Annotated in this window: 19 protein-coding genes and 2 pseudogenes; 10 read left to right on the top strand and 11 right to left on the bottom strand. The window is 72.5% G+C overall.

Annotated elements, in window-relative coordinates; all coding sequences use genetic code 11:
• Positions 1-55: 55 nt before the first annotated feature.
• Positions 56-3013 carry a BTAD domain-containing putative transcriptional regulator gene (locus NLX94_RS07050; protein ID WP_254381714.1) on the bottom strand — a complete coding sequence of 986 codons (2958 nt, stop codon included), beginning with the start codon at positions 3011-3013 and terminating at the stop codon, positions 56-58.
• Positions 3014-3093: 80 nt separating this feature from the next.
• Between NLX94_RS07050 and NLX94_RS07045 the strand changes: the two genes are divergently transcribed.
• The 3 genes and pseudogenes from NLX94_RS07045 to NLX94_RS07035 all read left to right on the top strand — a co-directional run bounded on the left by NLX94_RS07045 (position 3094) and on the right by NLX94_RS07035 (position 6850).
• Positions 3094-4725 (top strand): GNAT family N-acetyltransferase, encoded by a 1632-nt coding sequence (locus tag NLX94_RS07045; RefSeq protein WP_254381713.1) that lies wholly within the window; start codon positions 3094-3096, stop codon positions 4723-4725.
• 139 nt (positions 4726-4864) lie between these two features.
• Positions 4865-6073, top strand: a pseudogene (locus NLX94_RS07040) (glycosyltransferase); the annotation flags it as partial.
• Between the two features lie 42 nt (positions 6074-6115).
• A complete protein-coding gene (locus NLX94_RS07035) occupies positions 6116-6850 on the top strand; it encodes a cyclopropane-fatty-acyl-phospholipid synthase family protein (RefSeq protein WP_254381885.1) in 735 nt (244 codons plus the stop codon).
• A gap of 16 nt (positions 6851-6866) precedes the next feature.
• Here NLX94_RS07035 and NLX94_RS07030 read toward each other — a convergent pair whose 3' ends face one another.
• Genes NLX94_RS07030 through NLX94_RS07015 form a run of 4 tightly spaced genes read right to left on the bottom strand, consistent with a single transcriptional unit; the run spans position 6867 to position 10273 of the window.
• Positions 6867-7397 (bottom strand): dihydrofolate reductase family protein, encoded by a 531-nt coding sequence (locus tag NLX94_RS07030; RefSeq protein WP_254381712.1) that lies wholly within the window; start codon positions 7395-7397, stop codon positions 6867-6869.
• Positions 7394-7693: a TetR family transcriptional regulator C-terminal domain-containing protein gene (locus NLX94_RS07025; protein ID WP_254381711.1), complete on the bottom strand. Its 300-nt coding sequence runs from the start codon at positions 7691-7693 to the stop codon at positions 7394-7396. The genes NLX94_RS07030 and NLX94_RS07025 overlap by 4 nt, the downstream gene beginning before the upstream one ends.
• 59 nt (positions 7694-7752) lie before the next feature.
• A complete protein-coding gene (locus NLX94_RS07020; RefSeq protein WP_254381710.1) occupies positions 7753-9012 on the bottom strand; it encodes a Gfo/Idh/MocA family protein in 1260 nt (419 codons plus the stop codon).
• A 43-nt stretch (positions 9013-9055) separates the two neighbouring features.
• Positions 9056-10273, bottom strand: coding sequence for a glycosyltransferase (locus NLX94_RS07015; RefSeq protein ID WP_254381709.1), 1218 nt, complete (start codon positions 10271-10273; stop codon positions 9056-9058).
• Positions 10274-10508: 235 nt separating this feature from the next.
• On the opposite strand from NLX94_RS07015, the pseudogene NLX94_RS07010 reads away from it, so the two are divergent.
• Positions 10509-10618, top strand: a pseudogene (locus NLX94_RS07010) (alpha-L-fucosidase); the annotation flags it as partial.
• Positions 10619-10766: 148 nt separating this feature from the next.
• Here the strand turns inward: NLX94_RS07010 and NLX94_RS07005 are convergent.
• The gene (locus NLX94_RS07005; RefSeq protein ID WP_254381708.1) at positions 10767-11393 is read right to left on the bottom strand and encodes a TetR/AcrR family transcriptional regulator; all 627 of its coding nucleotides are present in this window, start codon (positions 11391-11393) and stop codon (positions 10767-10769) included.
• Between the two features lie 84 nt (positions 11394-11477).
• Between NLX94_RS07005 and NLX94_RS07000 the strand changes: the two genes are divergently transcribed.
• Entirely contained in the window at positions 11478-13214 is a 1737-nt protein-coding gene (locus NLX94_RS07000; RefSeq protein WP_254381707.1) for an amidase, read from the top strand.
• Here the strand turns inward: NLX94_RS07000 and tsaD are convergent.
• Positions 13115-14275, bottom strand: coding sequence for a tRNA (adenosine(37)-N6)-threonylcarbamoyltransferase complex transferase subunit TsaD (gene tsaD, locus NLX94_RS06995; RefSeq protein ID WP_254381884.1), 1161 nt, complete (start codon positions 14273-14275; stop codon positions 13115-13117). The genes NLX94_RS07000 and tsaD overlap by 100 nt on opposite strands.
• A gap of 491 nt (positions 14276-14766) precedes the next feature.
• On the opposite strand from tsaD, the gene NLX94_RS06990 reads away from it, so the two are divergent.
• Positions 14767-15510 carry a CAP domain-containing protein gene (locus NLX94_RS06990; RefSeq protein WP_254381706.1) on the top strand — a complete coding sequence of 248 codons (744 nt, stop codon included), beginning with the start codon at positions 14767-14769 and terminating at the stop codon, positions 15508-15510.
• A 20-nt stretch (positions 15511-15530) separates the two neighbouring features.
• Here NLX94_RS06990 and NLX94_RS06985 read toward each other — a convergent pair whose 3' ends face one another.
• A complete protein-coding gene (locus NLX94_RS06985) occupies positions 15531-17087 on the bottom strand; it encodes a serine/threonine-protein kinase (protein WP_254381705.1) in 1557 nt (518 codons plus the stop codon).
• 170 nt (positions 17088-17257) lie between these two features.
• Here NLX94_RS06985 and NLX94_RS06980 point away from each other — a divergent pair, with 170 nt between their 5' ends.
• A complete protein-coding gene (locus tag NLX94_RS06980) occupies positions 17258-19198 on the top strand; it encodes an FHA domain-containing protein (RefSeq protein ID WP_254381704.1) in 1941 nt (646 codons plus the stop codon).
• 15 nt (positions 19199-19213) lie between these two features.
• Here NLX94_RS06980 and NLX94_RS06975 read toward each other — a convergent pair whose 3' ends face one another.
• Positions 19214-20272, bottom strand: coding sequence for an acyl-CoA desaturase (locus NLX94_RS06975; protein WP_254381703.1), 1059 nt, complete (start codon positions 20270-20272; stop codon positions 19214-19216).
• A 2-nt stretch (positions 20273-20274) separates the two neighbouring features.
• Complete coding sequence (locus NLX94_RS06970; RefSeq protein ID WP_254381702.1) at positions 20275-20949, bottom strand: DUF998 domain-containing protein; 675 nt, start codon at positions 20947-20949, stop codon at positions 20275-20277.
• A 207-nt stretch (positions 20950-21156) separates the two neighbouring features.
• Here NLX94_RS06970 and NLX94_RS06965 point away from each other — a divergent pair, with 207 nt between their 5' ends.
• The 3 genes from NLX94_RS06965 to NLX94_RS06955 are packed head-to-tail and all read left to right on the top strand — an operon-like array spanning position 21157 to position 25824.
• Positions 21157-22608 carry a YncE family protein gene (locus tag NLX94_RS06965; RefSeq protein WP_254381701.1) on the top strand — a complete coding sequence of 484 codons (1452 nt, stop codon included), beginning with the start codon at positions 21157-21159 and terminating at the stop codon, positions 22606-22608.
• Positions 22609-22657: 49 nt separating this feature from the next.
• Positions 22658-24283 (top strand): MFS transporter, encoded by a 1626-nt coding sequence (locus NLX94_RS06960; protein ID WP_374683910.1) that lies wholly within the window; start codon positions 22658-22660, stop codon positions 24281-24283.
• Between the two features lie 32 nt (positions 24284-24315).
• Complete coding sequence (locus tag NLX94_RS06955) at positions 24316-25824, top strand: MFS transporter (protein WP_302168854.1); 1509 nt, start codon at positions 24316-24318, stop codon at positions 25822-25824.
• A gap of 24 nt (positions 25825-25848) precedes the next feature.
• Here the strand turns inward: NLX94_RS06955 and NLX94_RS06950 are convergent, their stop codons facing one another.
• Positions 25849-26451: a DUF6529 family protein gene (locus NLX94_RS06950; RefSeq protein ID WP_254381699.1), complete on the bottom strand. Its 603-nt coding sequence runs from the start codon at positions 26449-26451 to the stop codon at positions 25849-25851.
• Between the last annotated feature and the right edge of the window lie 12 nt (positions 26452-26463).

Raw genomic sequence — 26463 nt, 5'->3', positions numbered from 1 at the left:
TGTGATCGCTCGGGACTGGGATGCCCCCAGTAGAGACCTTGACGTCGCGGCAAGGTCAAGGGACGGCCGAACCTTCGCCCGTGCTCGTGGTCGCCGGCAGGCCGGTGAGGAAGCTGCGGATCTCCTCGGCCTCGGGGACGGCGAGGGCGGTGTAGAGGTCGAGGGCCTGTCGGGCGTGGTCGTGGGCCAGGTCGATGCGGCCGAGGTCGTGGTGGACGCGGGCGAGGCCGTCGTGGGCGCGGGCCTGTTCGGGGCGGTAGCTGGACTCCCGGGCCATGGTGAGCGCGTTGTCGTGTTCGGACGCCGCCCGCTCCAGGTCGCCCATGGACCGGGCGGCCTCCGCGAGGGCGTTGAGCGACTCGGCCTCGTCCCCGGGGAAGTCGAACCTGCGGCTCAGCTCCAGGGCCTCGCAGTGATGGCGCCGGGCCTCGTCGTAGCGGCCCTGCCGCTGGTACAGCAGCCCGATGTTGTTCAGTACGACGGTCTCGCCGATGCGCGATCCCTTCTCGCGGTACGCGAACAGCGATTGCCGGTGGTGCTCGTGGGCCTCCTCGTACCGCCCTCGGCGTTCGTGGACGATGCCGAGATCGGTCAGGCATCTGGCTTCGCCGCCGCGATCGCCGAGCTCCCGGAAGAGCGCGAGGGACTGCGCGCACTGGTCGTGGGCCCGGTCGTAGTCCCGCCGCCGCGTGGAGACGGTCCCGAGGGCCGCCAGGGCGCTGGCCGCGAGGCCCCGGTCGTCGGCCTCGTGCGCGAGGTCGAGGGCGCTGCGGAAGTGCTCGGCCGCCTGCCCGTAGTCGCCGTGCCACCAGAAGTAGACCTGGCCGCGGTCGATGAGCGTACGGGCCTCGGCGGCCGCGTCGCCGCTCCGGCGGGCGGCTTCCAGGGCCAGGCCGTTGAGGATCATTGCGTCGGCCTGGTGGGCGTGGCCCAGCAGGTAGCGGTGCAGGGTAACGGCCAGTTGGCCGGCCTGCGGGAGCCGGTCGTGGTCGGCCGCGTACTGGGCGGACGCCATGAGGTTCGCGCGTTCGGCGTCCAGCCAGGTGATCGCCTCGGCCTCGTCCTGCGGGGGCCGGGCCGGGTTCTGCGGCGCGGGGATGCGCGGCCTGCGGTCCCTGCCCTCGGGGTAGAGGTGGTCGACGGCCGCGCACGCCGTGTGGAGGTAGTGGTGGAACAGCCGGTCGAGGGCCTCGTGCCGGGCGCCCGGTGTTTCCTGGGCGGCCGCGGTGGCGAGGGCGTGTTCGCGCAGCAGGTCGTGGAAGGTGTAGCGGCCGAGCTGGTGCTGGGTCAGGACGTGGGCGTCCAGGAGGTCTTCCAGGAGCGCCTCGGCCTCGTCCAGCGGGAGGTCGGACAGCGCGGACGCCGCCTCGGGGCTGATGTCACGGCCCGGCTGGATCCCCAGGAGCCGGAACATCCGCTGCTGGTCCGCGGTGAGCTGCTCGTAGGACAGGGTGAACGCCGCCGCCACTCCTCGCTCCGAGGTGGCCAGCTCGGAGAGCCTGCGGCGCTGGTCGCGGAGCCGGTCGGCCAGGTGGGCGACGGTCCAGCGCGGGCGGTGGTGCAGGCGCGCGGCGGCGATGCGGACGGCCAGCGGCAGGAATCCGCACAGCTGCAGGACGTCGAGGACGGCCAGGGGTTCGGTCTCCGCCCGTTGGCCGACGATCGCGTGGAACAGCTCCAGGGCGTCCTCGGCGGGCAGCACGTCCAGGGACAGGGCATGTGCCCCGTCCAGGTCGGTCAGCCGCCGCCGGCTGGTAATCAGGACGAGGGCGCGGGAGGACCCGGGCAGCAACGGGCGTACCTGCTCGGCGCCGAGCGCGTTGTCCAGCACGGCCAGCACGCGGCGGCCGGAGAGTTCGGACCGCCACAGCGCGGCGCGGTCTGTGACCGACGCCGGTATCTGCTGCGTGGGTACGCCGAGTTGCCCCAGGAGGATTTCGAGCGCGGCACCGGCGTCGAGCGGCGCCTGACCGGCGGTGTGCGCCTGAAGGTCGACGAAGAGCTGTCCGTCGGGGAAGCGGTCCGCCATGCGGTGCCCCGCGTGGACCGCGAGCGTCGTCTTGCCGACCCCGGCCATCCCGTCGATCGCCGAGATGGTCACGAGGCCGCCGTCGCTGCCCGACCACAGACGGATCAGGCCGTCCAGCTCGTCTTCGCGGCCGGTGAAGTCCGGGACGTCGTAGGGCAGGAAATTGATCCCCTGCGGCTTCACCGACGGATTCGCCGGGGGGTCCACGGGCGGGTTCGCCGGTGCGTCGGCCGGCGGCGTCCGCAGTTCGGGGGCGTCCCGCAGGATGTCCTGTTCGAGCTTGGTGAAGGCGTGGCCGGGGTCCAGTCCCTGCTGATCGGCCAGGGTCGTCCGGAAGGTCCTTGCCACCTCCAGCGCGTCGGTCTGGCGTCCGGCGCGGTGCAGGGCGAGCATCAGGTGGCAGCAGAGCCGTTCCCGCAAGGGGTTGGCCGCCACGTGGACGGACAGTTCGTCGATGAGGTCGTCGTGCCGCCCCCGGGCCAGGTCCAGCTCTGCCAGGCGCTCTACGGCGGTCAGCAGCTGGCCGTTGAGACGCGCTCGGGCGCTCTGGACGTAATGGCCGGTGACGTCGGCCAGCGGCTCTCCCCGCCAGAGCGCCAGCGCGGCACGCAACTGGTCCGCGGCGCCTTTCCCCGGGTCGTCGGAGGCGCCCGCCGCCCCGGCGGTCAGGCTGGTGAACTCCTCCAGATCGAGCTGCCCCGGCTCCGGGGTGATCACGTACCCGGCGGGCCGTGTGGCCAGCATCCCGTCGGCTTCCGAAGCGCGCAGCATCCGCCGGATCGCCGCGATGGTCGTCTGGATCTGTGCGCGGGCGGAGTCCGGCGGCAGCGGCCCCCACATCGCGTCGACCAGCCGATCCGCGCTGATCGCGACCCCGGCATGCAGCAGCAGGTAGGCGAGTACGGCCCGATGCCGGGGTGCCAGGCCGGGGGCGTCGGCACCGGGAGCCACGGCCTCCACCGGGCCGAGGATCGTGAACCGCATTCCGTTCCTCCCGGGGTCCCCAGTACGTGCATCGAAGAAGCATCGCGAATGTATCAAGATCGACCCGCATGGTTGCCTGCATGTCACTCCACACCGTTGAACCGGAGACCGCGACCGGTGAAACCGCAGCTCTGTTCACCGCCACGCACCGGGTCCTGGGGGTCGTCCCCAACCTGGCCAGGGTGATGGCCAACAGCCCGGCCGTACTGAAGGGGTACCTGGGCGCGGTCACCACCCTGAGCGCGGAGGGAACCCTGCCGGCGGAGGTGCGCGAGAGCATCGCGTTGCTGGTGGCGCAGGAGAACGGATCCGACTACTGCCTGTCCGTACATGCCTTCCGCGGGACCAGGACGACCGGGCTGAGTGCGGCCGGGGCCACCGGCGCACGCCGGGGCGAGGCCGACGACCCGCGGGCAGCCGCCGTCCTGGAGCTGGCCGCCTCGGCGGTCCGTGACCGCGGGGCCGTGGCCGACGGGCGGCTTGCCGCGGCCCGGCGCGCCGGGCTGACCGACGGGCAGATCGTCGAGGTCATCGCCCATGTCGCCCTCAACGTGTTCACCAACTACCTGGCGACGGCTGCCCGCGCCGAAGTCGACTGGCCGCTCGTGCGCCACACCGACTGGACGAAGACACCACCCATCCGAAGCGCTCCCCGTAGCCGGCGTACGACCGGCTCGACCACGAAGGCCACCACCTTGCCCGCATCAGTACACGTCAGCCCGCTCCAGCAGGTCTCGGCCGCCGACGCCCTCGCCTGGCACCAGGTCGTCGCCGCCTCGACGGCCCACGACCTGCCCGGAGTGCCGGTCCCGGACCCCGAACGGATCCACGCCCAGCTCGCCCGGCCCGCTCTGGGCAGCCACCGCCTGATGTGGCTGGCGACCGCCGCGGACGGCGTCCCCGTCGGAGTCGCCGCCCTGCGGGTGTTCACCTCCCCGGGCCAGGACCACCTCGCCGAGCTGGAACTCCACGTCTCCCCCGCACACCGCCGCCTGGGAGCCGGCTCCCGCCTGCTGTCGGCGGCCCTCGCGGCCTGCCGCGCCGAGAACCGGCGCAGCCTCATCGCCACGACCGCGGCCGACGGTCCGGGCGAAGCGTTCGGCGGACGGCGGGGCTTCCGCCGGGCACTGGCCCTGACTCACCTCGTGCTGCGCCTCGACGGGACGGACGGGGCCGACGGGCCCGATCTGCTCCGGATCGCCGATGCCGAGCACCCCGGGTACCGGCTGACCGGCTGGACCGGAACCATTCCCGACGGCCTCGCCACCGCCTTCGCCGCGGCGAAGAGCGCGATGAACGACATGCCCATGGGCGACGTGGACTTCGGGAGCGTGGCGTGGGACACAGACCGCGTGCGCGCCATGGCCCGGGTGGTCGCCGACCGCGGGGACACGCTGCTGACCGTCGCCGCCGTGCACGACAGCGGTTCCCTGGCCGGCTACACCGAGATCGTGATCCCCCGAGGGGCGCCGCCGCGGGTCCAGCAGTACGACACGGCCGTCGTACCCGAACACCGCGGTCACGGGCTGGGCCTGTGGGTCAAGGCCGCCATGGTGAAACGGCTGCGCGCCGAGCACCCCGGAGTCGTCGAGATCGAGACGGACAACGCCGACGACAATGTCCACATGCTGGCGGTCAACCACCGCCTGGGATTCCGCTCCTACCGGCGCACCTGCGAGCTCCAGCTCGACCTCGACGCGCCCGCCGGCTGAACGGCGGCCATCTCCCTCGCCTGGAGACACAGTTGATCATTCCCGCGGCCTTCGCCCTCCGGGGTGCAGGGTGAAGGCAGGAAGAGCTGAAGGCGCACGACACGATGCGCCGGACCACGGAGATCAGGAGATTCGAGACGTGCGAGTGCTGTTGTCGACCTACGGGTCGCGCGGGGACGTCGAGCCGCTGGTGGGGCTCGCGGTGCGGTTGCGGGAACTCGGCGCGGAGGTACGGGTGTGCGCGCCACCGGACGAGGACTTCGCGGAGCGGCTGGCCGGGATAGGCGTGTCCGTGGTGGGCGTAGGCCAGTCGGCGCGCGCGCTGACGACCGCGGCGCCGCCGCCGTCCGGGACCAATCTGCCGCAGCGTGCCGCTGGGTTGATTGCCAGTCAGTTCGAGGTGATCCCCCCGGTCGCGGAGGGCTGCGACCTGATGGTGGCGACGGGCGCGATGCCGGCCATCGCCGGGGCCCGGTCGGTGGCCGAGAAGCTGGGCATCGGCTGCGTGTCCGTGATCTTCCAGCAGCTGACGCTGCCCTCGCCCCAGCGCCCGCCGCTGGCGTACCCCGGGCGGCCGTTCCCGCCGGAGGTGACCGACAACCGGGCCCTGTGGGAGCTGGACGCCCGGAGCATCGACGCGCTGTTCGGCGAGGCGCTGAACACCAGCCGGGCGTCGATCGGCCTGGCTCCGGTGGTCAACGTCCGCGACTACGCCTTCGGCGACCGGCCCTGGCTGGCGACGGATCCGGTGCTGGATCCGTGGCTGGAGACCCCGGAGCTGGACGTCGTACAGACCGGGGCGTGGGTGCTGCCCGACGAGCGGCCGCTCCCGGCGGAGCTGGTGGCCTTCCTGGAGGCCGGCGCGCCGCCCGTGTACGTGGGCTTCGGCAGCATGGCCGTGCGCGGGGGCGAGGAGGCCGCCCGGGTGGCCGTCGAGGCGGTCCGCGCGCAGGGCCGCCGGGTCCTCCTCGGGCGCGGCTGGGCGGAGTTGGGCCTCATCGACGACAGGGACGACTGCTTCGCCGTCGGCGAGGTCAACCACCAGCAGCTGTTCGGACGCGTGGCCGCCGTCGTGCACCACGGCGGCGCGGGTACGACGACCACCGCCGCCGGGGCCGGCGCACCCCAGGTGGTGGTCCCCCAGCTGGCGGACCAGCCGTACTGGGCCGCCCGCGTGGCCGGGCTGGGCATCGGCGCGGCACACGACGGCCCGACCCCGACCTTCGAGTCCCTCTCGGCCGCCCTCGGGGAGGCTCTGACCCCGGCGACCGCAGCGCGGGCGAAGGAGGTCGCCCTCACGATCCGTACCGACGGCACGGCGGTGGCCGCGGAGCTGCTCCTCGACACGGCGCCCGCAGCGCCCACCGCGGGTGCAACGGATGCAGCACCGCTGAGCCGCGAACAGATCTCCGCGATCGCCCACGCCGACCATCCGATCAAGTCCCCGCTCGCCGACGAGTCGGTCGGCCGGCTGCTGGAAAGCGGCCTCCCGCGGGGCGACGAGCGCGTGCTCGACCTCGGATGCGGTACGGCGGAGTGGCTCCTGCGCGCCCTGGCGACGCGCCCGCACCTGCACGCCGAGGGGGTCGACGTCTCCGAAGTCTCCCTGACGAGTGCCCGCCGGGCGGCGGACGAACTCGAAGTCGGGGACCGGCTGCTCCTCCACCAGCAGGAGGCCGCGGCCTTCACCTCTTCCCAGCCGTTCGACCTGGTGATCAGCGTCGGCGCCGCGCATGCCTTCGGCGGCCTCCTCCCCACCCTCGCGGCGGCCCGCGAGCACCTGGCTCCCGGCGGCCGCGTGCTGATCGGCGAGTCGTTCTGGGACCGCGCCCCTTCACCCGAGGCGGTCGAGATGTTCGGCGAGCTCGCCGACCTCGCGACGACCGTGGACAGCGTCGTCGCCGCCGGATGGACCCCCGTCCAGGGCCATGTCAGCACCCGCGCCGAGCTGGACGCCTACGAGTGGGCCTGCTGGGGCTCGCTGGCCGCATGGGCTCTGGACCACCCCGACGATCCGGCTGCCGCACAGGTGCTGGAGACGGCCACCGCCGCGCGCTCGGACTGGCTGCGCGTGTACCGGGACAGCTTCGGCTTCGTCTGCCTGGTCCTGCGCCGGACCTCGTAGGGCTGCCGCAGGGCTGCTACTTCTCCACGGTGTAGCGCAGTTGCGCGAAGCCGCCGCCGAGGTCCGCGGCCGTTTCCAGGCGGAGGGACACGTCCTGGGCCAGGTCACCGAAGAGGCCGTGACCGGCCCCGATCAGGACCGGGGCGATGCTGATGATGAGCCGGTCGACGAGGCCGGCGCGCAGGAAGCTCTGGACGAGGCGTCCGCCGTCGGGGTAGACGTGCTGGATCCCGCGCTCGTTCAGGTCGGAGACGAGGTCGTCCATCGTGCGGTAGACGGTGACGCGGGGGTCGGCGTCCTCGGCGAGGGTGGTGCTCAGGACTCCCACGTGACGGTCGCCGTAGTGCCAGTTCTCCTCGCCGAAGCCGATGACCTTGTCGTAGGTGTTGCGACCCATGATCACGGCATCGACCGATGCGAGGAACTCGAAGAAGCCCATGTCGCCGGCCTTCTCGCCGCGCGAGGTCAGCCATTCGATGTCGTCGTCGGGGCGGGCGATGTAGCCGTCGAGGCTGGTGCCGATGAAGACGGTGGCGGTGAAGGTCATGAGATCCTCCCGAGCAGGTGGTCGAGGTCGTCGTGGAGCAGGGCCGCGGGGTCGCCGTCACCGGTGAGCGCCCACCGCAGCAGCGAGCCGTCGGTGGTGATCTTGACGGCGCGGGCCAGGCGCGGCACGTCGGTCCCGGAGGGCAGCTCGCCCTGCGCGACGGCATCGCGCAGCAGCTCCCGCAGCGCCGCGTCGACGGCCCGGGTGTGCGCGGCGGCATGGGCGCGGAACTCGGATTCGGACAGGTCGAGTTGGAGCATCCCGAGGTGGTTGGCCATCTCCTCGGGCGTGAACATGTGAGCGGCGACCTGTCCGGCCCGGCCCCGCCAGGGCCCTCGAGACCTCCGGCCGGGAACTAGCTGCCGGTCGCGACCTCTTCGACGGTTCCGGCATGCCGGGCGCGTTCGGCGGCGAGGACGGTGAGGTGGCTGAGGAGGGATTCGTGCGGGCCGGAGCGGACGAGGGAGGCGTCGCCCGTGGCGACGGCGGTGACGAAGGCGTCCATCAGTCCGGCGTCGCCGCCGCCGTGGCCGCCGCCGGCGGACATGTCGCCCTTGGGAGTCGTGTCGATGATCTCGTCGCGGCCGGTGAGGAACTCGTGGATGCGCAGGGTGGTGCCGTCGCCGTGCAGTTCGCCGCGGGTGGCAAAGACCGTGGTGCGGCGGTTGGCCATCCGGCTGAGGCCGGTCATGGTGAAGGAGGCCGTCGCGCCGTCGGCGAACTCCATCGACACGACCTGGTGGTCCACCACGTCGTTGTCGCAGGCGTAGACGCAGCGGCCGTACGGGCCGGACCGCAGCGCCGCCTCGAGCGCTTCCCCGGTCGGCTCGTCCACGACCACGGACAGCGGCCAGCCGTGCTGTCCGCGGGCCAGCCGCTCACCGTAGAAACGCGGGGCCGAGAAGGCGCACTGGCTCTCGACGGAACAGTCCAGGCAGCGGTCGGCGGCGCCGGCGGGGCGGTTGGCGGGGGTGAAGTGGGAGAGCCTGCCGAAGCTGGAGACACGGGTGGGCGGCTGTCCCACGATGTACTGGAGCCAGTCCAGGTCGTGGCAGGACTTGGCCATGAGCATGGAGGTGGCCTCGTCCGCGCGGCGCCAGTTGCCGCGGACGAAGGAGTGCGCCTGGTGCCAGTGCCCGACCGGCTCGGTGTGCTGGACGCTCACGACATCGCCGAGCCGCCCGGAATCGAGAACGGCCTTGAGCGCCTGGGTGTAGGGGGTGTAGCGCAGGACGTGGCCGACGGACAGGATCACCCCGGCCCGCTCGACCGCCTCGACGATGGCCCGGCATGACGGCTCGTCCAGCGCCATCGGCTTCTCCAGCATGATGTGGTAGCCGAGTTCGGCGAAGGCCAGCGCGGGCTCCAGGTGCAGCCGGTCCTGCGTGCAGATCAGCACGGCATCGGCGATCCGCCCGCGCGCGGCCAGCTCCCGCCAGTCCTCGACGGCCCCGGCTTCGGCTATGCCGTGCTCGGCCGCGAACCGCCGGCGCCGCGTCGGGCGCGGCTCGGCGACGGCTACGACCTGAGCCCGGTCGGGATGGCGCAGAGCCCATCGGGCGTGCCCGGTACCGCGGTCGCCCGCGCCGACGACGATCAGAGACAGAGGTGCCATGCCTCCGCAGGCTACCGGGCGCCCGCCGCCGCAGAAAGCGCTTTCACCGCTTTGCCCCACGGGCTGCCTCGGGGAGGAGCCGCGCGGCGACGCTCGCTCCGTCGGTGCGCATCGTGTCGGCCGCGCCCCGGGCCCTGGTACGGGTGTGGGGGTCCAGGGCGGTGGTGAGTGCGCTGGTCAGGGAGTCGACGGTGGCTGTGGGGCCCTGGTGCGCGACGCCGATGCCGAGTGCGGCGACGCGGGCGGCCCAGGAGGGCTGGTCGCCGATCTGGGGGACCACGACCTGGGGTGTGCCGGACAGGGAGGCTGCGGTGGTGGTGCCCGCGCCGCCGTGGTGCACGATCGCGGCGACCCGCGGGAACAGGGCCTGCTGGTTGACGTCGCCGACCACGAAGCAGTCCTCCGCTCCGTCGATCGGGGCCAGCCCGGCCCAGCCGCGGGCGAGCAGGACCCGGCGGCCGAGGGCGCGGCCGGTTTCGACGGCCACCCGGGCGGTGTCCGCGGGCGAGGAGGTGGCCATGCTGCCGAATCCCACGTACACCGGCGGGGCCCCGGCCTCCAGGAACGCCTCCAGCTCGGGCGGCAGCGGTCGGTGGTCGGGCAGGATCCACGCTCCGGTCTGCACGACGTCGATGTCGGTCCGCTCCGGCGGCGCGGGACACAGGACCGGGTCCGCGGCCAGCCAGGGCCGGGCGGTGTAGACGTGGTCGATGTAGTCGTCCACGGGAGGCAGGCCGAGGCCGGCCCGGTGGCTGCCGAGGGCCTCTGCGAACATCGCGGTCGCCTTCCGGCCCTGCTCCCAGTGCGCCTTGTCGGCCGCGTCCTTCTCGGACTGTCCGCTCGCCTCGGGGGCGGTCCTGCGCGGGGTCAGTCCGCGCACGTGGTAGCACGCGTACGCGTACGGGATGCCCAGCCGGTCGGCCGCTCCGCGCGCCCCGGCGGCCGCCATCATGCCGTTCGCCAGCACCGCGTCGCACCCCTCGGCCGCCGCCGCGAGCGTGCCGAAGCCCTCGGCGACCAGATCGGAGGCGAGCCGGACCGCGTCCGCCGCCGTGGGATGCTTCGCGCCGGCGGTCACCGACCGCACGGTCGGGCCGACCGGCACCAGCTCCACCCCCGCACGATCCAGCAGCGTCGCGAACTCCTCGTCCGGCGGAGCGCACACCACCGCCTCCGCGCCGAGCTCCCGCAGGGCCACCGCGAGCGCCGCCAGCGGCTGGACGTCCCCGCGCGATCCCCACGTCGTCAGCAGCACACGCACTTCGGATCTCCTGGTTCCTTGCAGGTCACCGGTTCGAGCCGGCCAGCACTCGCCTTCTTTCCCCCTGCTCCGGATGCCCTCGCAACACGGTGAAGCATCCGGGTGAGCCGCCTGCGACGCGGCCCCTCGCCCCGGACCTCCGACACCTGACGTGGTGGCGGCGCGCGAGGAGAGCCCCGCCAGGTGAGAACGGACCAGTCTTGGCGACTGGCCACCACGCGCCCACCGGGCCCCGGCCCGCGCCGGAGCCGGGTACGCCGTGCTCACGGCCCGCCACCACGACGGGGTCGCTCTCTGGGGCACCGCGCACGGCACGCCGTACGCCGTACGCCCGCGGGCCGCGACGCGCCACAGCGCACCCCACACCTCGGCGCCGTAGCGGTACAGGACGCCGAGTCCGGCCACGCGCGGCGGTTCGTCCAGGGGGAGGCCGACGGTGCGGCCGGGCTCGGTCCAGAGCGAACCGCTCACGGGATGCTCACGCCCGTGGACTTCATCCGCCGGCGGGAAGCAGTTCGCGGGTGAGGGCGGACAGCGCGAAGGCGTGCGGGGAGGCGTGCTGCCAGCGGGACCGTCCGAACATGACGTCTTCCGAGATCCCGCTCAGCAGGGCCACGGCCCGGATGGTGAACTCGGTGAGGTCCACCTCGGCGAAGTGCCCCAGCTCCCGGCCCTCGCGGAGGATGGCTTCCAGCCGCTCGTCCCAGCCGTCCAGCAGTGCGGTGAGGATGCGGCGGCCCTCTTCGTCGTGGCGCTGGGCCAGTACCTGGGTCCACAGGGCGTAGCGTTCGTCGCCCTGGTGGCTGGGCAGGTAGAAGCGGACGAACAGGTCCAGCTTCTCGGCGGGGGACGCGGCCCGGTCGGCGGCCTGCTGGAAGCGGGTCCAGAGGTCCGCCTGGCTCCAGGCGAGCACTTCGAGCAGGAGCCGGTCCTTCTTGCCGAAGTGGTAAAGGATGTGCCCGGTACTCATACCGGCACGCTCGGCGATGTCCGACATCCGCAGGGCCGCCGTCCCCTTCTCGGCGATGACGCTGATGGCAGCCCTCATCGCCCGCCCCCGCGCCTCGTCCCCGCTGGGCTGGCGCCTGCGGTCGCGCGGGCCGGTCTCTGGCGCCGGCATGGGCTCACCTCACTTCTCGAATTTAGAGCGCTAGTCTAGACTGAAAATCTAGTCAGTGCACCGATCACCCCTGGAGACACCGGCATGACGCGCGGATTCGATGTTGTGGAGACCTGTATCGCCGACCTGCGCGCTGCGCTGGAGAAGGGCGAGACCACGTCCGTGGGGCTGCTCGACGCCTATCTCGCGCGGATCGAGGCGTACGACCGGCCCGGTACGGCCACCGCTCTCAATGCGATGGTCGTGATGAACCCGGAGGCCCGGGCGGAAGCGGAGGCCTCCGACGCGCGCCGCGCGCGCGGTGAGACCCTCGGCCCGCTGGACGGCATCCCGTACACCGCGAAGGACAGCTACCTCGCGAAGGGGCTGACGGCCGCCTCCGGCTCGCCCGCGTTCGAGCACCTCGTCGCGCAGCGCGACGCCTACGCCATCGAGCGGCTGCGCACGGGCGGGGCCGTCCTCATCGGCCTGACCAACATGCCGCCAATGGCGAACGGCGGCATGCAGCGCGGTGTGTACGGGCGCGCGGAAAGCCCGTACAGCGCCGACTGGCTCACCAGCGCGTACGGCTCAGGCTCCTCCAACGGCTCCGGAACGGCGACGGCGGCGTCCTTCGGCGCGTTCGGCCTCGGCGAGGAGACCTGGTCCTCGGGCCGGGCGCCCGCGTCGAACAACGCGCTGTGCGCCTACACGCCCAGCCGCGGCGTGATCTCGGTCCGCGGCAACTGGCCGCTCGTACCGACCATGGACGTGGTCGTCCCGCACACCCGCACCATGGCGGACCTGCTCGAACTCCTCGACGTCGTCGTGGCCGACGACGCGCAGACGCGCGGCGACCTGTGGCGCGCACAGCCGTGGGTGGCGCTGCCCGCGGCCTCGGAGGTACGGCCCGCCTCGTACCCGGCGCTCGCGCCCGCCGACGTCGAGGCCGCGTCCGGCGCGCTCGCCGGCAAGCGGGTCGGGGTGCCCGCGATGTACATCAACGCCGACCCCGGTGCCGGAACCAACCCCGATGGCGGCATCGGCGGCCAGACCGGGCAGCGCATCGACACGCGCCCCTCGGTCATCGCCCTGTGGGAGGCCGCACGCCGCGACCTGGAGGCCGCCGGCGCCGAGGTCGTCGAGGTCGACTTCCCCGTCGTGACCAACTACGAGTCCGACCGCCCCGGCGCGCCCTCGCTGTTCACCCGCGGACTGGTCGGCCGCGACTACCTCACCTTCGAGATCGAGGACCTGTCCGCCTGGGCCTGGGACGACTTCCTGCGCGCCAACGGCGACCCGGCCCTGTCCTCGCTGGCCGAGGTCGACAGCTCCCGCATCTGGCCCAAGCAGGAGGGCGAACTGCCCGACCGCTACGACGGCTTCGACGACACGATCGGCGAGTACCCGCGGTTCGTGCGCGAGCGCCCGTACGCCTCCCTCGCCGACATGCCGCACCTGGAGCAGGGGCTGCGCGGTCTCGAGGAGACGCGCCGGGTCGACCTGGAGCTGTGGATGGACGGTCTGGGGCTGGACGCGGTGGTCTTCCCCGCGGTCGCGGACGTGGCCCCCGCCGACATGGACGTCCGCCGGGAGTCCGCCGACCTCGGCTGGCGCAACGGCGTCTGGGTCGCCAACGGCAACCTGGTCCCCCGCCACCTCGGCATCCCGACGGTGACCGTGCCGATGGGCGCCATGGCGGACACCGGCATGCCCGTCGGGCTGACCTTCGCGGGCCGCGCCTACGACGACAACGCGCTGCTGACCCTCGCCGCGGCCTTCGAGAAGACCGGCTCCCGGCGCACGGTGCCGTCCCGCACCCCGCGGCTGGCGGCGGAGTGATCCGACGGAGCTGACGGAGTCTTCCGGGCGGCGGGGTGCAGGGCCGCGTACTCCAGCGGAGCCGACGGGTCGATGGACATGTCGAGCTGCGCGGGGGCCGCGCCCGCCCGCACGAGCAGGTCGCCGACGGCGGCGATCATCGCTCCGTTGTCGGTGCACAGGGTCAGCGGCGGCACCCGCAGCTCGACCCCGGCGGCGGCGCAGCGCTCCTCGGCCAGCTCCCGCACCCGGGAGTTGGCGGCCACCCCGCCGACCACCACGAGGGTGCGCACCCCGTACTCCTTGCAGGCGGCCAGCGCCTTGCGGGTGAGCACGTCGGCGACGGCCTCCTGGAGGGAGGCCGCGCCGTCGGCCAGCGGGATCTCCTCACCGGCGATCCGGTGCTGCTCGGCCCAGCGCGCGGCGGCGGTCTTCAGCCCGGAGAAGGAGAAGGCGTACGGAGCATCCCCCGGACGGGTGAGGGGGCGCGGGAACGCCACGGCGCACCCGTTGCCCCCGCGGGCCGCGCGGTCGATGGCGGGCCCGCCCGGATAGGGCAGGCCGAAGACCCGGGCCACCTTGTCGAAGCACTCCCCGGCCGCGTCGTCCACGGTGTCCCCGAGGTGGACGATCGGGTCGCGCACGAGGTCCCGTACGAACAGCAGCGAGGTGTGCCCGCCCGAGACGATCAGCACCATGCACGGGTTGGGGAGCGGCCCGTGCTCCAGGGTGTCGGCGGCGACGTGCCCGGCGAGGTGGTGCACCCCGTACAGCGGCACGCCGGCCGCGTAGGCCAGGGTCTTCGCCCCGGCCAGCCCCACCTGCAGGGCGCCGGAGAGACCCGGCCCGGTGGTGACGGCGACGGCGTCGATGTCGGAGAGCCGCAGTCCCGCCTGGTCCAGGGCTTGGCGCACGACCGGGTTGAAGGCCTGGAGGTGGGCGCGGGCGGCGATCTCGGGCACGACCCCGCCGAACCGCGCGTGCTCGTCCATGCTCGACGCCACCACGTGCGCGAGCAGCCGCCCGCCGGACACGATCCCGGCACCGGTCTCGTCACATGACGACTCGATGCCGAGCACCACAGGAAGGCCCACGGGAGCCCCTTTCGCACTGGGGAAGTAATTGCAAGCTATGTGCAATAAGGTACGCCGCTCCGAGAGGGCCCCGGTCCGGGCACCGTCCGGTTCCCGTCGCGGGCCGTGACATGCCTCACGGCCCGCAGGTCACCCTGCGGCCCTCCACGGAGATCCATCCGCTCGGGACATTTACCCGTATGTCCCTGTTTGGCGTTGACATGCCGCACTCCGCCGGAAACGGAATCTGACACTCCCTTTTCTCCGGCTCCAACAGGCCCGGCGGGGACGGGTTCTGGCGGCGGGCCAGGTGGGTGCCGCCGGGGCCGCGCCGCGCGGATGCACGATCTTCCGGCCGTTTCAAGCCCCGCTCCGAGCATCCGGCGCGCCCGGGCGGCATCGGGTTGCCAGGCCGCCGGAGGGCTTCTAAGAATGGCGATTCCTCCGGCGCCCTCGCGGTCCGGCGCCGGGAGCTTCGCGATCACCGAGTGAGGTCCCGCATGAAGAAGCACCGTAAGAAGACGCACCACCGGAAGATAGCCGTCGCGGTCGGAGCACTGGCCCTCGTGGCCGTACCCGCCACGGCCATGGCCTGCCTCGACCCGCAGGGAACGGACCGGATGCGGTCCGTCGCGGCCGAGCGGGACGGCCGTCCCTGGTACGGCGACCCCGGTGCTCAGCAGCCCGTGGAGGTCCCGGTTCAGGCCGACGCCCCCACCGAGATCTTCGAGCAGCCGTCGGTCGAGCAGTCCCCCGTGCAGCAGCCCGTCGAGTACGCGCCCCCCGCGCAGCCCGAGGCGCAGCAGCCGGTGCAGCCGCCCGCCGCGCCGGCCGAAGCCCCCGCACCCGCGGGCTCCGCGGCGCCCTCCGGTGCCGTGGCCGAGGTCCTGGCGCTCGTCAACAAGGAGCGCACCGCGGTCGGGTGCCCCGTACTCACCGTGAACGAGAAGCTCACGAAGGCGGCGCAGGACCACAGCGAGGACATGGCCGCCCACTCCAACATGTCCCACACCGGCTCCGACGGCTCCGACCCGGGCCAGCGGATCACCCGGGCCGGCTACCAGTGGAGGACGTACGCCGAGAACGTGGCGTACGGCTACCCCACCGCCGCCGCGGTCATGGAGGGCTGGATGAACAGTCCGGGCCACAAGCGGAACATCCTCGACTGCAGCGTCAAGGAGATCGGCATCGGCCTCGCACAGCCCGGCCAGTACTGGACCCAGGACTTCGGCGCCGCCCGCTGACGCGAAGGCCGATCGCCGGATCAGCCGGTGCAGGTGATGGAGAAGGGGACCGGGTTGGAGGTGGTGCGGGTGGGGCTCTGGAGTTCCACGGCCATTCCGGTGGTCAGGGTGCCGGCCTTCGCGTAGGTCGTCAGCCGCACGGTGTCGTGCCCGGTGGGGTTGGCCTTGTCCCCGATGGACATCGTGCGCCAGTGCGGATCCACCACCGAACCGTCGCCGGACACCCAACGGTAGGAGATCAGGGTGGGCTCGGAGGCGGTGAAGGTCGCGGTGAAGGCCGGGGCCCGGCCCTCGGGGGTCGGGCAGCTGCCGGTGTACGTGGTGTTCGCGCCCGCGACCGACATCCGTACGCCGCCCGAACCCGCCTTGGACTCCTCGCCGTTGCCGCTGAGGGCGTAGACCAGCCCTGCGGCGATCAGTGCGCAGCCGGCCACGCCGGCCGAGACGAAGGCAGCCGTACGGCGCCGCTTGCCGGGCGGGGCGGCGGGAGCCCCGGCCGTCGGGTGCGCGGGTGCGGGTGCGGCGGCCATGGCCGTCGGGTGCGCGGGTGCCGCGGCCGTGACCGTGGCCGTGGCCGTGGCCGTCGGGTGCGCGGTTGCGGCGGCCGTGGCCGTGGCGGGTTCCGGCGGGCCCGGCAGGACTCGGGCGGCGGTCGTCGTGGCATCCGGTTCGTGGGCGATTCCCCGCAGGGCCGCGGCGGCCTCTGCGGCGGGGGTCCGCTCGGCCGGTTCCTTGCGGAGCAGCCCCTCGATGACCGGGGCGAGCGGGCCGGCCCGGGTGGCCCGCGGCGGTTCCTCGTCCACGACGGCCCGCAGGGTGCTCAGCGCGGAGTCCTGCCGGAACGGCGAGATCCCCTCGACGGCCGCGTACAGCAGCACGCCGAGGGACCACAGGTCCGATTCGGGGCCCGAGGGGCGCCCCAGCGCCCGCTCCGGCGGCAGGTACTCGGGCGAGCCGACCACCTCGCCGGTCATGGTCAGCGCGGTGCCGCCCTCGACCGCCGCGATGCCGAAGTCGCTGAGCACCACCCGCCCGTCCTCCGCGAGCAGCACGTTCGCCGGCTTCACATCCCGGTGCTCCACCCCGACGGCGTGCGCGGCGCGCAGCGCGCTCAGCACCTCCGCGCCGATGTGCGCGGCACGGCGCGGTGCGAGCGGCCCCTCGGCGCGCAGCAGATCGGCCAGCGACCGCCCGCGGATCAGCTCCATGACGATCCAGGGCCGGTCGTCCTCCATGACCACGTCGTGGACCGTCACCACATTGCGGTCGGGTATCCGGGCCGCCGCCCACGCCTCCCGCTCCAGCCGGCTGTACATCCGCTCGATGTCGCCGGTCCGCAGGTGGGCCGGAGCCCGGACCTCCTTGACGGCGACCTCGCGGTGCAGCGTCTCGTCCCGGGCCCGCCACACGGTGCCCATACCGCCCTCGCCGAGCCGGGACAGCAGCCGGTAGCGGCCCGCGACCAGGCGTTCCCCGCCCGGGGCGGCCGGTCCGGCTGCGGTGGCGGCCAGAGTCGCGCCCGTCGCGGCGGCAGCGAGCGCGCTCTCCGTCACGGTCTCGGATTCCTCGTTCTGCATGGGGCGGTTCTCCTCTGATCGCCTACCGACGCCGACATCACGTACGGACCGGGACCTCCGGTTCAACGGGGTGGTCGAGATTTTTCGGGATTGGCTGAACCGAACACCTTCGGCACGGCGTGTTGCTGTCGTACGAGGAGTCAGCAGGCGTCTTCATCAAGGAGTGTGGCGTGCCTTCGGTCATCGTTGGATGCACGGGTCCCTTCACCGGGCAGAGCCTGGTCCTGGGCAGCGAGCCCCTCAGTTTCGGGCGCAAGAGCGACAGCGGCGTCGTGATCGTCAGCCCCAGTGCCTCCCGGTTGCACGCCGAGATCCTTGCCGAGGACGCCGGTTTCGTCCTCTACGACCGGGACAGCCGCAACGGCACCTTCGTCAACGACCAGCGCGTCACCCGGCATGTGCTGCGTCCGAACGACTGCATCCGGATCGGCGATGAAACGTTCCTCTACGAGGCCTCCGACGTGATGGAGACGGTCATGGACCTCTCCCTCCTGGATGCGCCCCGGCCCAGCGCCGCGGACCCCGGCACCCTGCGGGTCACCGTCACCGGCGGCGGCCCTGTCGGGCTCGCCTTCGCCCTGGCCCTCGACGAGATGCTGCCCGGGCGGACCGCCATCACCGTCTACGACGGGCGCTGGACCAGGAAGGGCCCGTCAGTCGTCTGGAAGGACGAGACCCAGGGGAACTTCCGCCGCCAGCAGGTGGTGACCGTACAGAGCCGGCAGTACCTCGCCCTGTCCGAGGAGGTGCTCGGTGCCCTCTTCGACGACGGTGGCGCCTACTCCGAGATGTGGCCCGTGGGCCCCGATTCGGTCGACGGCCGCCCGCCCCGCAACATCCGGATCGCCCACATCGAGGACCGGCTGCTCGACTTGGCCAACGACAGGCCGTCGATCCGCCTGGTCCCCCAGCGCTTCGACGCGGCGGAGAGCCAGAACCGGATCTCCCAGGAACACGTCCTCGTGATCGCCGAGGGCGGCCGTTCCCGCACCCGCGAGCACTACGCCGACCGCTTCGGCGCGGCCGACGCCTCGATCTACTCCCTCGACGGCGAGCACCTCCAGGACGTCGTGCTGGGGCTGCGCGTCAAGTCGAGGCTGCCGGACCCGATGAGCGTGCTGCTCACCGTGTCGCAGAACCGGTTCCTGCTCAACTCGCTGCGCGGCGAGGGCTTCCTGAACATGCGGCTCACCCGGGAGGAGACCAAGAACGTCATCGGTATCGACCCGGTCCGCCAGGTCTTCGAGGAGTGCATCGCCGCCCGACCCTGCCTGATGAGCCGGCAGGAGGAGGACAACGAGTTCCGCTGCCCCACCCACGGCACCCTGTTCCTGCCCGCCCTGCTGCGCGGCTCCCCGCTGTGGAAGGAGATCCGCCAGGGACTCAGCCTGTTCGGGGTGGCCGAGGAGGACCTGTCCGCCATCACCTCGTTCCGCCTGGACATGGTGCAGCGTCCGCGGTTCACCGCCCAGCTGCACCGGCCCACCACGACCGCCCCCGGCACCTACGGCTTCCTCCTGGGCGACGCGGCCAACGCCATTCACTTCTGGCCCGGCCGCGGCCTCAACAGCGGCCTGGCCTCGGCCACTTCGCTGGCCCGCTCGCTCAGCCGCGCCTGGCGGGGCAAGCCGTTGCGGGACGCCGACTTCATCCGGCACGAGGCGGCGATGTCCATGCTCCAGTACCGGCACAAGAGCCGGGCCTGGAACGCCATGGTGACCACCGACGAACAGGGCGTCACCCGCGCCATCAAGGACATCATCGCGCGCAGCGCGGAGGCCGGCGGTGGTGCAGCCGGCCTCCCCGGCACGGCCGACACCGGGGGCGGCAGCGACCTGGAAGCACTGCTGGACCGGATGGCCGCAATCCGCGAGCGGCTGGCGCCCCGGATGCCCGGACTGCCCGGCGACGGGGAACTCCGCTCCCACCTCGCCTCGATCGCTCCGGCCACCCTCCGCACCCTGCGGGAGAGCGGTGCCTGGGACACCCTGATCGTCGGCGGCGAGGAGGCCGACATCGACCTCTTCTACCAGTCGGACTCCCCGGTCTTCGTCCCCCGCCCGGCGGATCCCCGTCCGACCGACCCCCGCAACCCCGCCCCAGTCGGCTGACAGCCGTGCGGGACGTCAGGTCGTACGGGCTTCCCGGAGCGGCGCGCCCGCGTGATGGAGGCCGGCGAGGGCCTGTCGGTAGGACTCGGTCAGGCTGGTCTCCAGGTAGCCGACCCCGAGCTCCTGGCAGTGGCTGCGGACGATGGCCTGGGCCCTGCGCAGGTTCGGGCTGGGCATGCTCGGGAAGAGGTGGTGCTCGATCTGGTGGTTGAGGCCGCCGAGGAGGATGCCGGTGATCCGGCCGCCCCGGACGTTGCGCGAGGTGAGTACCTGGCGGCGTAGGAAATCGGTCCGGTCCGTGCCCCGCAGGGTCGGCATGCCCTTGTGGTTGGGGGCGAAGACGCAGCCGAGGTAGATGCCGAAGAGACACTGGTGGGCCAGCAGGAACGCAATCCCCTTGCCGGGCGGCAGGACCAGGAACAGGGCGCCCAGGTAGGCGGCGAAGTGCGCGCCGAGCAGGGCCGCCTCCCACCCCCTGTTCTTCAGGGACCTGTCCGACAGTGACCGGATCGAGCCCAGGTGGAGGTTGAAGGCTTCCAGCGTGAGGAGGGGAAAGAACAGGAACGCCTGGACGGGGGCGACGAGCCGCGGCAGACCCTTCGCGGCGCGGGCCTGGTCCTGGGTCCAGAGAATGACGCTGGGACGGACGTCGGGGTCGAGCTCCTCGTTGTTGGGGTGGGTGTGGTGGCGGGTGTGCTTGTCCCGCCAGAAGCCGTAGCCGATCGCGATGCAGAAGTTCCCGACGAGGAGCCCCGCGGCTTCGGTCGCCCGGCGCAACCGGAAGACCTGCCGGTGCGCGATGTCATGGGCGAGCAGGGCGACCTGTCCGAACACGAAGGCGAGGAAGACCGCGTCCAGCAGCGTCCACCAGCTGTCGCCGATCGCTACGAGCGCTGCCCAGCCCGCGACGTAGAGCGCGCTCACGACGGCGATGCGCAGGGCGTAATAGGCGGGGCGCCGGTCCATCAGGCCGGCGGCCCTGATCTTCTTGGACAGCCGGGCGAAGTCACTGCCCGGCAGCGCCCGAGCGGGCGGAAACGGTTCCGGAGCTGGATCCGGCTCTGGAGAAGGCATGGTCAGAGGGTAGGGCGGTCGTCCCGGTGGCGGTGCGTACGCCAGGCCGCACGGGCCAGGACCACCCCCGTACCGATGATCCACAACACGCTCGGCCATGCGGACGCCCGCTCGAACAGCCCCTGGAACGAGGGCGCCGGATGCACCGCGGTGACGGCGGTGCCCACGAGGGACACCACCCCGCACACCATGCCCGTCACTCCCCAGGAGGAGCGGTTCATGTGCCGGAACCCACTGCCGAGCAGCAGGACGCCCACCGCCCCGGCGATGAAGCACGTCCCGGCGGACAACAGGTGGAGTGCCAGCCGGAGGTTGTAGGGGTTGAGTCCGGCCGAGACGAGCCCCAGTCCGCTGAGGACGAAGGCGCCGGTGGTCACGGCCCGCCGCCGGCCGGCCGGGAGGATCACCGCATTGAGGACCGCGCCCACGGCCAGGCACAGCCCACCGACGATCCATGCACTGTTCGCGGCCTCGTGCCAAGGCGAGCAGAACCGGATGCCCTCGACCCGCGCGCACCGCGTGACGCCGAGCGCCGAGATGATCTCGTCCGTCAGGCTCTGCCGCGACGCGCGGGGCATGACGACGGCGTTGTTCACGATGAAGATCTGGACCAGTGACGCCCAGAGGAGGCCGCCGGCCAGGAGTCTCCTCGGAGCCGTGACCGTGAGTTCGCTCATGGGTCAGTGTGGCCCGCGTCCGCCCCGCCGGAGGGCCACCGCGCACGGTGAGTCCGATCCTGGTGGAGCCCGCGCAGTCGATGACCGGACCGCCGTCGGAGCCGGACGGCCCATTCGGATCCTCCGAACGGTTCTCGTCCGGGGTGTCGGGCGCATCTCCGCGTCCGCCGCTCCTAGCGTCGTGTCGTCCCCTGCAGGAGGTCTTTCATGGTGTCGGCCCTCACGGTCCTGAACGAGGCGGAACAGGAACCAACGGGGCCGCGCCCCGCCGGTGGCCGGTGGTGGACGCCCGCACGGGGGTGGGTGGCGGGACTGGCCGTGCTGGCCTCGGTGGCGGCCCCGGCCTCGGCGGCCACCCCGCCGCCGCCGATCGGCGCGCAGAGCGGCACCTTCGCCTACGTGGCCAACGGCGGGTCGGACCGCCTGACGATGATCAGTACCGCCGACAACACCGTCACCGGCACCTTCGCCGTCAGCCCCGAGCCCAATGCCGACCCCAACGGTGTGGCGGTGAGCCCGGACGGCACGCGCGTGTACGTCGCCAACGCGCTGGCGAACACCATGGCGATCGTCTTCCCCGCCGACAACAGCTTCCTCACCGTCGACGTCGGCAACAACCCCACGGCCGTGGCGCTGAGCGCGGACGGCGGCCGGGCCTACGTCACCAATCAGAACGACGGCTCCCTGTCGGTGGTCGACACCGTCGACGTCCCGGTGCAGGTCGCCACCTTCGGCGTCGGGAACAACCCCCAGGACCTGGCGCTCGCGGCGAACGGCACCAAGGCGTACATCGCCGTCCGCCCCTCCTTCGGCGTGGGGGCCGTGGCCGTGTTCGACACCGTGAACAACACCTTCGAACGCACCATCCCCGTGGGCTCGTTCCCCCAGGGCGTGGCGGCGAGCCCGGACGGCACGCGCGTCTACGTCACCAACTTCGGGGACGGAACGGTCTCGGTGATCGACACCGCGAACGACACCGTCGTCCAGACCTTCAGTGTCGGAGGGGGGACGACGAGCCCCGCGGACGTGGCGGTCAGCCCGGACGGCAGGCGTGCGTACACCGCGAACTTCGGCGCGGGCAACGTGTCGGTGATCGACCTCCTCGCCACCCCGCCCACCGTCATCGCCAACGTCGACTCCGGACAGCAGCCCGAGGGTGTGGCGGTCACCCCGGACGGCTCGCGCGTCTACGTCACCAGTTCCGGGAACGACAGCGTCTCGGCGATCGACACCACCACCCACACCGTCATCGAGCCCCCCATCGACGGCTTCGACATTCCGCTGGGGATCGCCATCGGGACCAGGACCGTCGGCACGACCCCGGCCGGCCTCACGTTGGAGGTCCAGGGCCACGGGAAGGGCCGGGCCGCCGAGCCGGCCTCGCGCCCGGACGCACCGGGTGCGCCGAGCAACCCCGGTGCCACCCTGAAGGCCCGGCTGACCAGCGGGGGCCGGCCCCTGGCGGGCGAGGAGGTCCTGTTCTCCACCGGCTCGAAGGTGCTCTGCATCGAGACGGCCGACGGCCGGGGCGAGGCCACCTGCACGGTCCCGGGCGGGAAGGGCGCCCCCGACTGCTACAGGGCCGCTTTCCTCGGCACCACCACCCACGCGGCCACCCGCGCACCCGGTTGCCCCGGTCACGACCGCCGCCGGCCCTGACGGACCGCCGGTCTCCCCCGGTGTGCGCCACCGATCCCCCGCGGGGAGGATGGAACGTGTGAACGGCAGCAAGGGGCGGGACGGTGGCCCGAGGCGGGTCCTGACCCTGGCGGCCATGCTCTTCGCCGTCTCGATGATCTTCGTGGACCAGACGATCGTCAGCATCGCGGCCCCCTACATCGTGGCGGACATCAGCCTCAGCGCGTCCGGCATGCAACAGGTGGTCAACTCCTACCTGCTCGCCCTCGCCGCGTTCTTCGCACTCGGCGGGCGACTCGCCGACATCTTCGGGCACCGCCGCATGGTGGTCATCGGCATCGTGGTCTTCGCCGGAGCGTCCCTGCTGTGCAGTGCGGCGCCGGTGGGAGACCTCGCCCAGAGCTGGCTCGTGCTCTCCCGCGCCTTGCAGGGCATCGGCGCGGCCCTGCTCTTCCCGGCCGCCGTCGCCATCGTCGTCGATGCCTTCCCCGTCGACGAACGGGGCAGGGCCCTGGCCGTGTTCTACGTCGTGGCCGGCTCGCTCACCGTCGTCAGCCCGCTGCTCGGCGGCGTGCTGACCACCTGGACCTGGCGGGCCATCTTCTGGGTCAACCTCCCCATCGCACTCGTCTCGCTCCTCCTCGTCGCAGCCGCGCGCATCCCGAACCCGCGGCGGCCCGAACGCCTGGACGTGCCGGGCGCCGTACTCGTCGCCTCCGGACTGGGACTGAGCGTCCTCGGACTGCAGCAGGCTCCGTCCTGGGGCTGGGGCTCCTTCGCGACATGGGCGTGCATCATCGGCGGGCTGGCCCTGATCGTGCTCTTCTGCCGGCACGAACTGCGGTCCGCCGATCCCCTCATCAAGCTGCGCGTCTTCCGCGACCGGGCGTTCACGGCCGACGTCCTCGTGCTCTTCTGCGCGATGCTGGCGTTCGTCCCGGTGATGTTCTTCGCCTCGGTGTACGCACAGATCTCGCTCAGCGCCTCGACGTACCAGGCCGGGTTCTACCTGCTGTACTTCTTCGCGGGCTTCGCCCTCGCGGCCCAGGCCGGCGGCAGGATCCTCGACAAGCGCGGTGCCCGGCCCGCGATGCTGATCGGCTCGGCGCTCGGCTGCCTGGGCTTCGCCCTGTGGGCGTGGAAGCTGACCGTCCTGTCGGCCCACGACCAGTGGCCCTACGTCTGCCTCGCCGGAGCCGGCATCGGCTTCCTGCTCTCCCCGGCCTCCACCGACGCCGTGAACCGGGCGATCGACTCCTCGTACGGCGAGGTCACCGGCCTGACCCAGACGCTGCGCAACTACGCCTCCGCCCTGGGCATGACGGTCTTCGGGACGGTCCTCGTCCACGTCACCACCAGTCGGGTCACCTCGACGCTCACGGCGAACGGCATGCCGGCGGGCGAGGCCCGCAGCGCGGCGCGCAAGGTCACGGAGGCGATCACCGGCCATCCGGACGACCGCGCCCCCACCGGTGACGGGCCCGCGGCCGTTCTGATACGGAGCTCCGGCCGCGCCATCCGCGCCGACTACGCCGCGGGCAACCAGTGGGTCTTCTACGGGATGGCCATCGCCCTGGGCATGGCCTTCCTGTGTGCACTGCTGCATCCGGGAACCCGTGTGACGGACGGGGCCACCCGGACGCTCACTCCGGATCTACCGGAAGGGAACGGGTGGAACGGCCCCGGCAATTCCTGACCAGGCGTCACCGGTGGTGGGTCCTGACCGCGATGACCTGCGCTTCGTCGATGATCGCCATCGACGCTCTGGCGGTGCTGGTGGCCCTGCCGACGATCCAGCGGAACCTGGGCGCTTCGACCACCGGACTCCAGTGGATCATCAATGCCTACCTGCTCAGCTTCGCCGGCGTGAGTGTGCTCGGCGGACGCCTCGGGGACGTCCTGGGGCACGAGCGCGCCTTCCGCATCGGGACCCTGATCTTCGTTCTGGCATCGGTCGCTGCGGGCCTCGCCCAGTCCGAAGCCTGGCTCATCGCCGCGCGCGCCGCTCAGGGGGCCGGGGCGGCGGTCCTGCGGCCCGCCTCCCAAGTACTCATCTACGAGGAGTTCGACAGCGGGCAGCGCGGCCAGGCCATGGGCATCTCCTCCAGCGTCTCGACCCTCCTTTACGGCATGGCGCCCCTGATCGGAGGGCTGCTCACCTCGGCGCTCTCCTGGCGCGCGATCTTCTTCGTCAACCCTCCCATCGGCATCGCCGCGGTGGTCCTCGCGCGCCTCCTGCTCACCGGCGACCCGCCTCGGCGCGAACGGGTCGACTGGGGTGGCGCACCGCTGCTGATCGGGGGGCTGGTGTGCGTGGTCCTGGCCCTCATGCAGGCTCGGCACTGGGGGTGGGCCTCGGTCGCCGTCATCACGCTGCTGGGCGCCGGGGTCGTGCTGCTGACGCTCCTGATCGTGCGCGAACGCCGGATCTCCCATCCGCTGCTCCACTTCGAGTTGTTCGCGCACCAGGAGTTCGCGGTGGGGACGGCCGTGATCTCCACGGTCCGTTTCGCGTTCGTGGGATTCGCCGTGTTCGGGGTCATCTGGCTCCAGGACGTCATGGAACTGTCGCCCTTCGAAGCCGGTGTCGCCGTACTGCCGCTCACTTTGCCCACGGTCCTGTTCGCTCCTCTCGGCGGAAGGCTCTACGACCGCCTGGGAGCGCGCGTTCCCCTCGGCATCGGCATGGTGCTGTGCGTGGCGGCCCTGCTCGGCTCGGCGGTGGCACTGCACCGGCAGGACTACGCGTGGCTGGTGGCCTTCTACTGCGTGATGGGCATCGGGATGGGCCTCTGTGTCAGCCCTGCCTGGATGACGGCCCTGCACGGCACCGCCGGCCCGATGCGCGGCTATGCGGCCGGGGTGATGCAGACCGCCCGGGAGATCAGCGCGGCGCTGGGGCTCGCGGTCATGGGCGCGATCGTGGCGCACGTGCAGGCTTCACGGCTGGAGGAGATCCTGCACCGGGACGCCCGCATCCCTCCCGAGCGCTTCGACGAGGTCGAGCGGTCGATCGGCAGGACGGCGGAGGCGACCCAGGAGGGCGCGCGCCTGCCTGCCGGGATCCCGGCCGATCTGCTGCCCGCGCTCAAGGGCGCGGTCACCGATGCCGTGTCGGCCGCGTTCTACGCCGGTTCGGCAGTACTGCTCGCCGCGGTCGTGGCGGTCGCCTTCCTTCCCCCGGGGAAGCCGGAGGAGCCCGCAGGGCCGGACGACGGCAATGGCGATCCCGCCTGAGGAACGGGGCTCCCGCCCGGCCGTCTACCCCGGTCCCGGCTGGTGGTGTCCGAGCGACAGCAGCGGCACGCTGTTTCCGTTGAAGTACCACAGCGCGCTCGTGTACCAGAGGACGACGACCGCGACCGCCAGCGCGCCCCCGGCCAGTGGCAGGGCCCAGCCGGGCAGGCGGCGGCTGCGCACGAGCAGGACCTTGGCGGCGAACGCTCCGTAGAAGAAGCAGCCCGCGATCGAGTGGACTGCCGCGCGCGAGCCGGTCAGCTGCACGCCGTACGCCCGGACGCAGTGCACCGCGATCGGGACGGTGAGGGCGAACAGGACCACCCCGGTGATCCGGTGGACGACCGGCACCGGGCCCGGCACCCGTCGCACCCCGGGCAGTCGGCGGTACATCCACAGCGCCAGGAGCAGTTGGAGAGCGGCCAGCCCCAGGACGCCGGTGGCGAGCTGCGCCTTGAGACGTACGGCGTCGGTGTCCGCATGCCCGAACAGCGTCGCGGTGTAGTCCGGCGTGATCGCCCGTCCGAACAGGAAGAGGGCGGCGAAGACCACGGCGGCAGCCGCGAACGCCAGTACGAGAGCGAGCCCGGCTTCCGGGCGGCGGAGGGCGGACCGGGCATGCGACATGGTGCTCCTCGT

Source organism: Streptomyces sp. TBY4, from assembly GCF_024213195.1.
GTDB lineage: Bacteria > Actinomycetota > Actinomycetes > Streptomycetales > Streptomycetaceae > Streptomyces.
Note: the sequence above shows the minus strand (reverse complement) of the source record. Positions and strands in the feature narration are given on the sequence as shown.

Excerpts from the sequence above, each read along its gene's own strand:
- NLX94_RS07050 (WP_254381714.1), bottom strand. The coding sequence starts at position 3,013 with ATGCGGTTCACGATCCTCGGCCCGGTGGAGGCCGTGGCTCCCGGTGCC.
- NLX94_RS06955 (WP_302168854.1), top strand. The coding sequence starts at position 24,316 with ATGACCTGCGCTTCGTCGATGATCGCCATCGACGCTCTGGCGGTGCTG.
- NLX94_RS07045 (WP_254381713.1), top strand. The coding sequence starts at position 3,094 with ATGTCACTCCACACCGTTGAACCGGAGACCGCGACCGGTGAAACCGCA.
- NLX94_RS07025 (WP_254381711.1), bottom strand. The coding sequence starts at position 7,693 with ATGTTCACGCCCGAGGAGATGGCCAACCACCTCGGGATGCTCCAACTC.
- NLX94_RS07005 (WP_254381708.1), bottom strand. The coding sequence starts at position 11,393 with ATGCCGGCGCCAGAGACCGGCCCGCGCGACCGCAGGCGCCAGCCCAGC.
- NLX94_RS06985 (WP_254381705.1), bottom strand. The coding sequence starts at position 17,087 with ATGCAGAACGAGGAATCCGAGACCGTGACGGAGAGCGCGCTCGCTGCC.
- NLX94_RS07030 (WP_254381712.1), bottom strand. The coding sequence starts at position 7,397 with ATGACCTTCACCGCCACCGTCTTCATCGGCACCAGCCTCGACGGCTAC.
- NLX94_RS06975 (WP_254381703.1), bottom strand. The coding sequence starts at position 20,272 with ATGCCTTCTCCAGAGCCGGATCCAGCTCCGGAACCGTTTCCGCCCGCT.
- NLX94_RS06965 (WP_254381701.1), top strand. The coding sequence starts at position 21,157 with ATGGTGTCGGCCCTCACGGTCCTGAACGAGGCGGAACAGGAACCAACG.
- NLX94_RS07000 (WP_254381707.1), top strand. The coding sequence starts at position 11,478 with ATGACGCGCGGATTCGATGTTGTGGAGACCTGTATCGCCGACCTGCGC.
- NLX94_RS06950 (WP_254381699.1), bottom strand. The coding sequence starts at position 26,451 with ATGTCGCATGCCCGGTCCGCCCTCCGCCGCCCGGAAGCCGGGCTCGCT.
- NLX94_RS06970 (WP_254381702.1), bottom strand. The coding sequence starts at position 20,949 with ATGAGCGAACTCACGGTCACGGCTCCGAGGAGACTCCTGGCCGGCGGC.
- NLX94_RS06960 (WP_374683910.1), top strand. The coding sequence starts at position 22,658 with ATGGAACGTGTGAACGGCAGCAAGGGGCGGGACGGTGGCCCGAGGCGG.
- NLX94_RS07020 (WP_254381710.1), bottom strand. The coding sequence starts at position 9,012 with ATGGCACCTCTGTCTCTGATCGTCGTCGGCGCGGGCGACCGCGGTACC.
- NLX94_RS06990 (WP_254381706.1), top strand. The coding sequence starts at position 14,767 with ATGAAGAAGCACCGTAAGAAGACGCACCACCGGAAGATAGCCGTCGCG.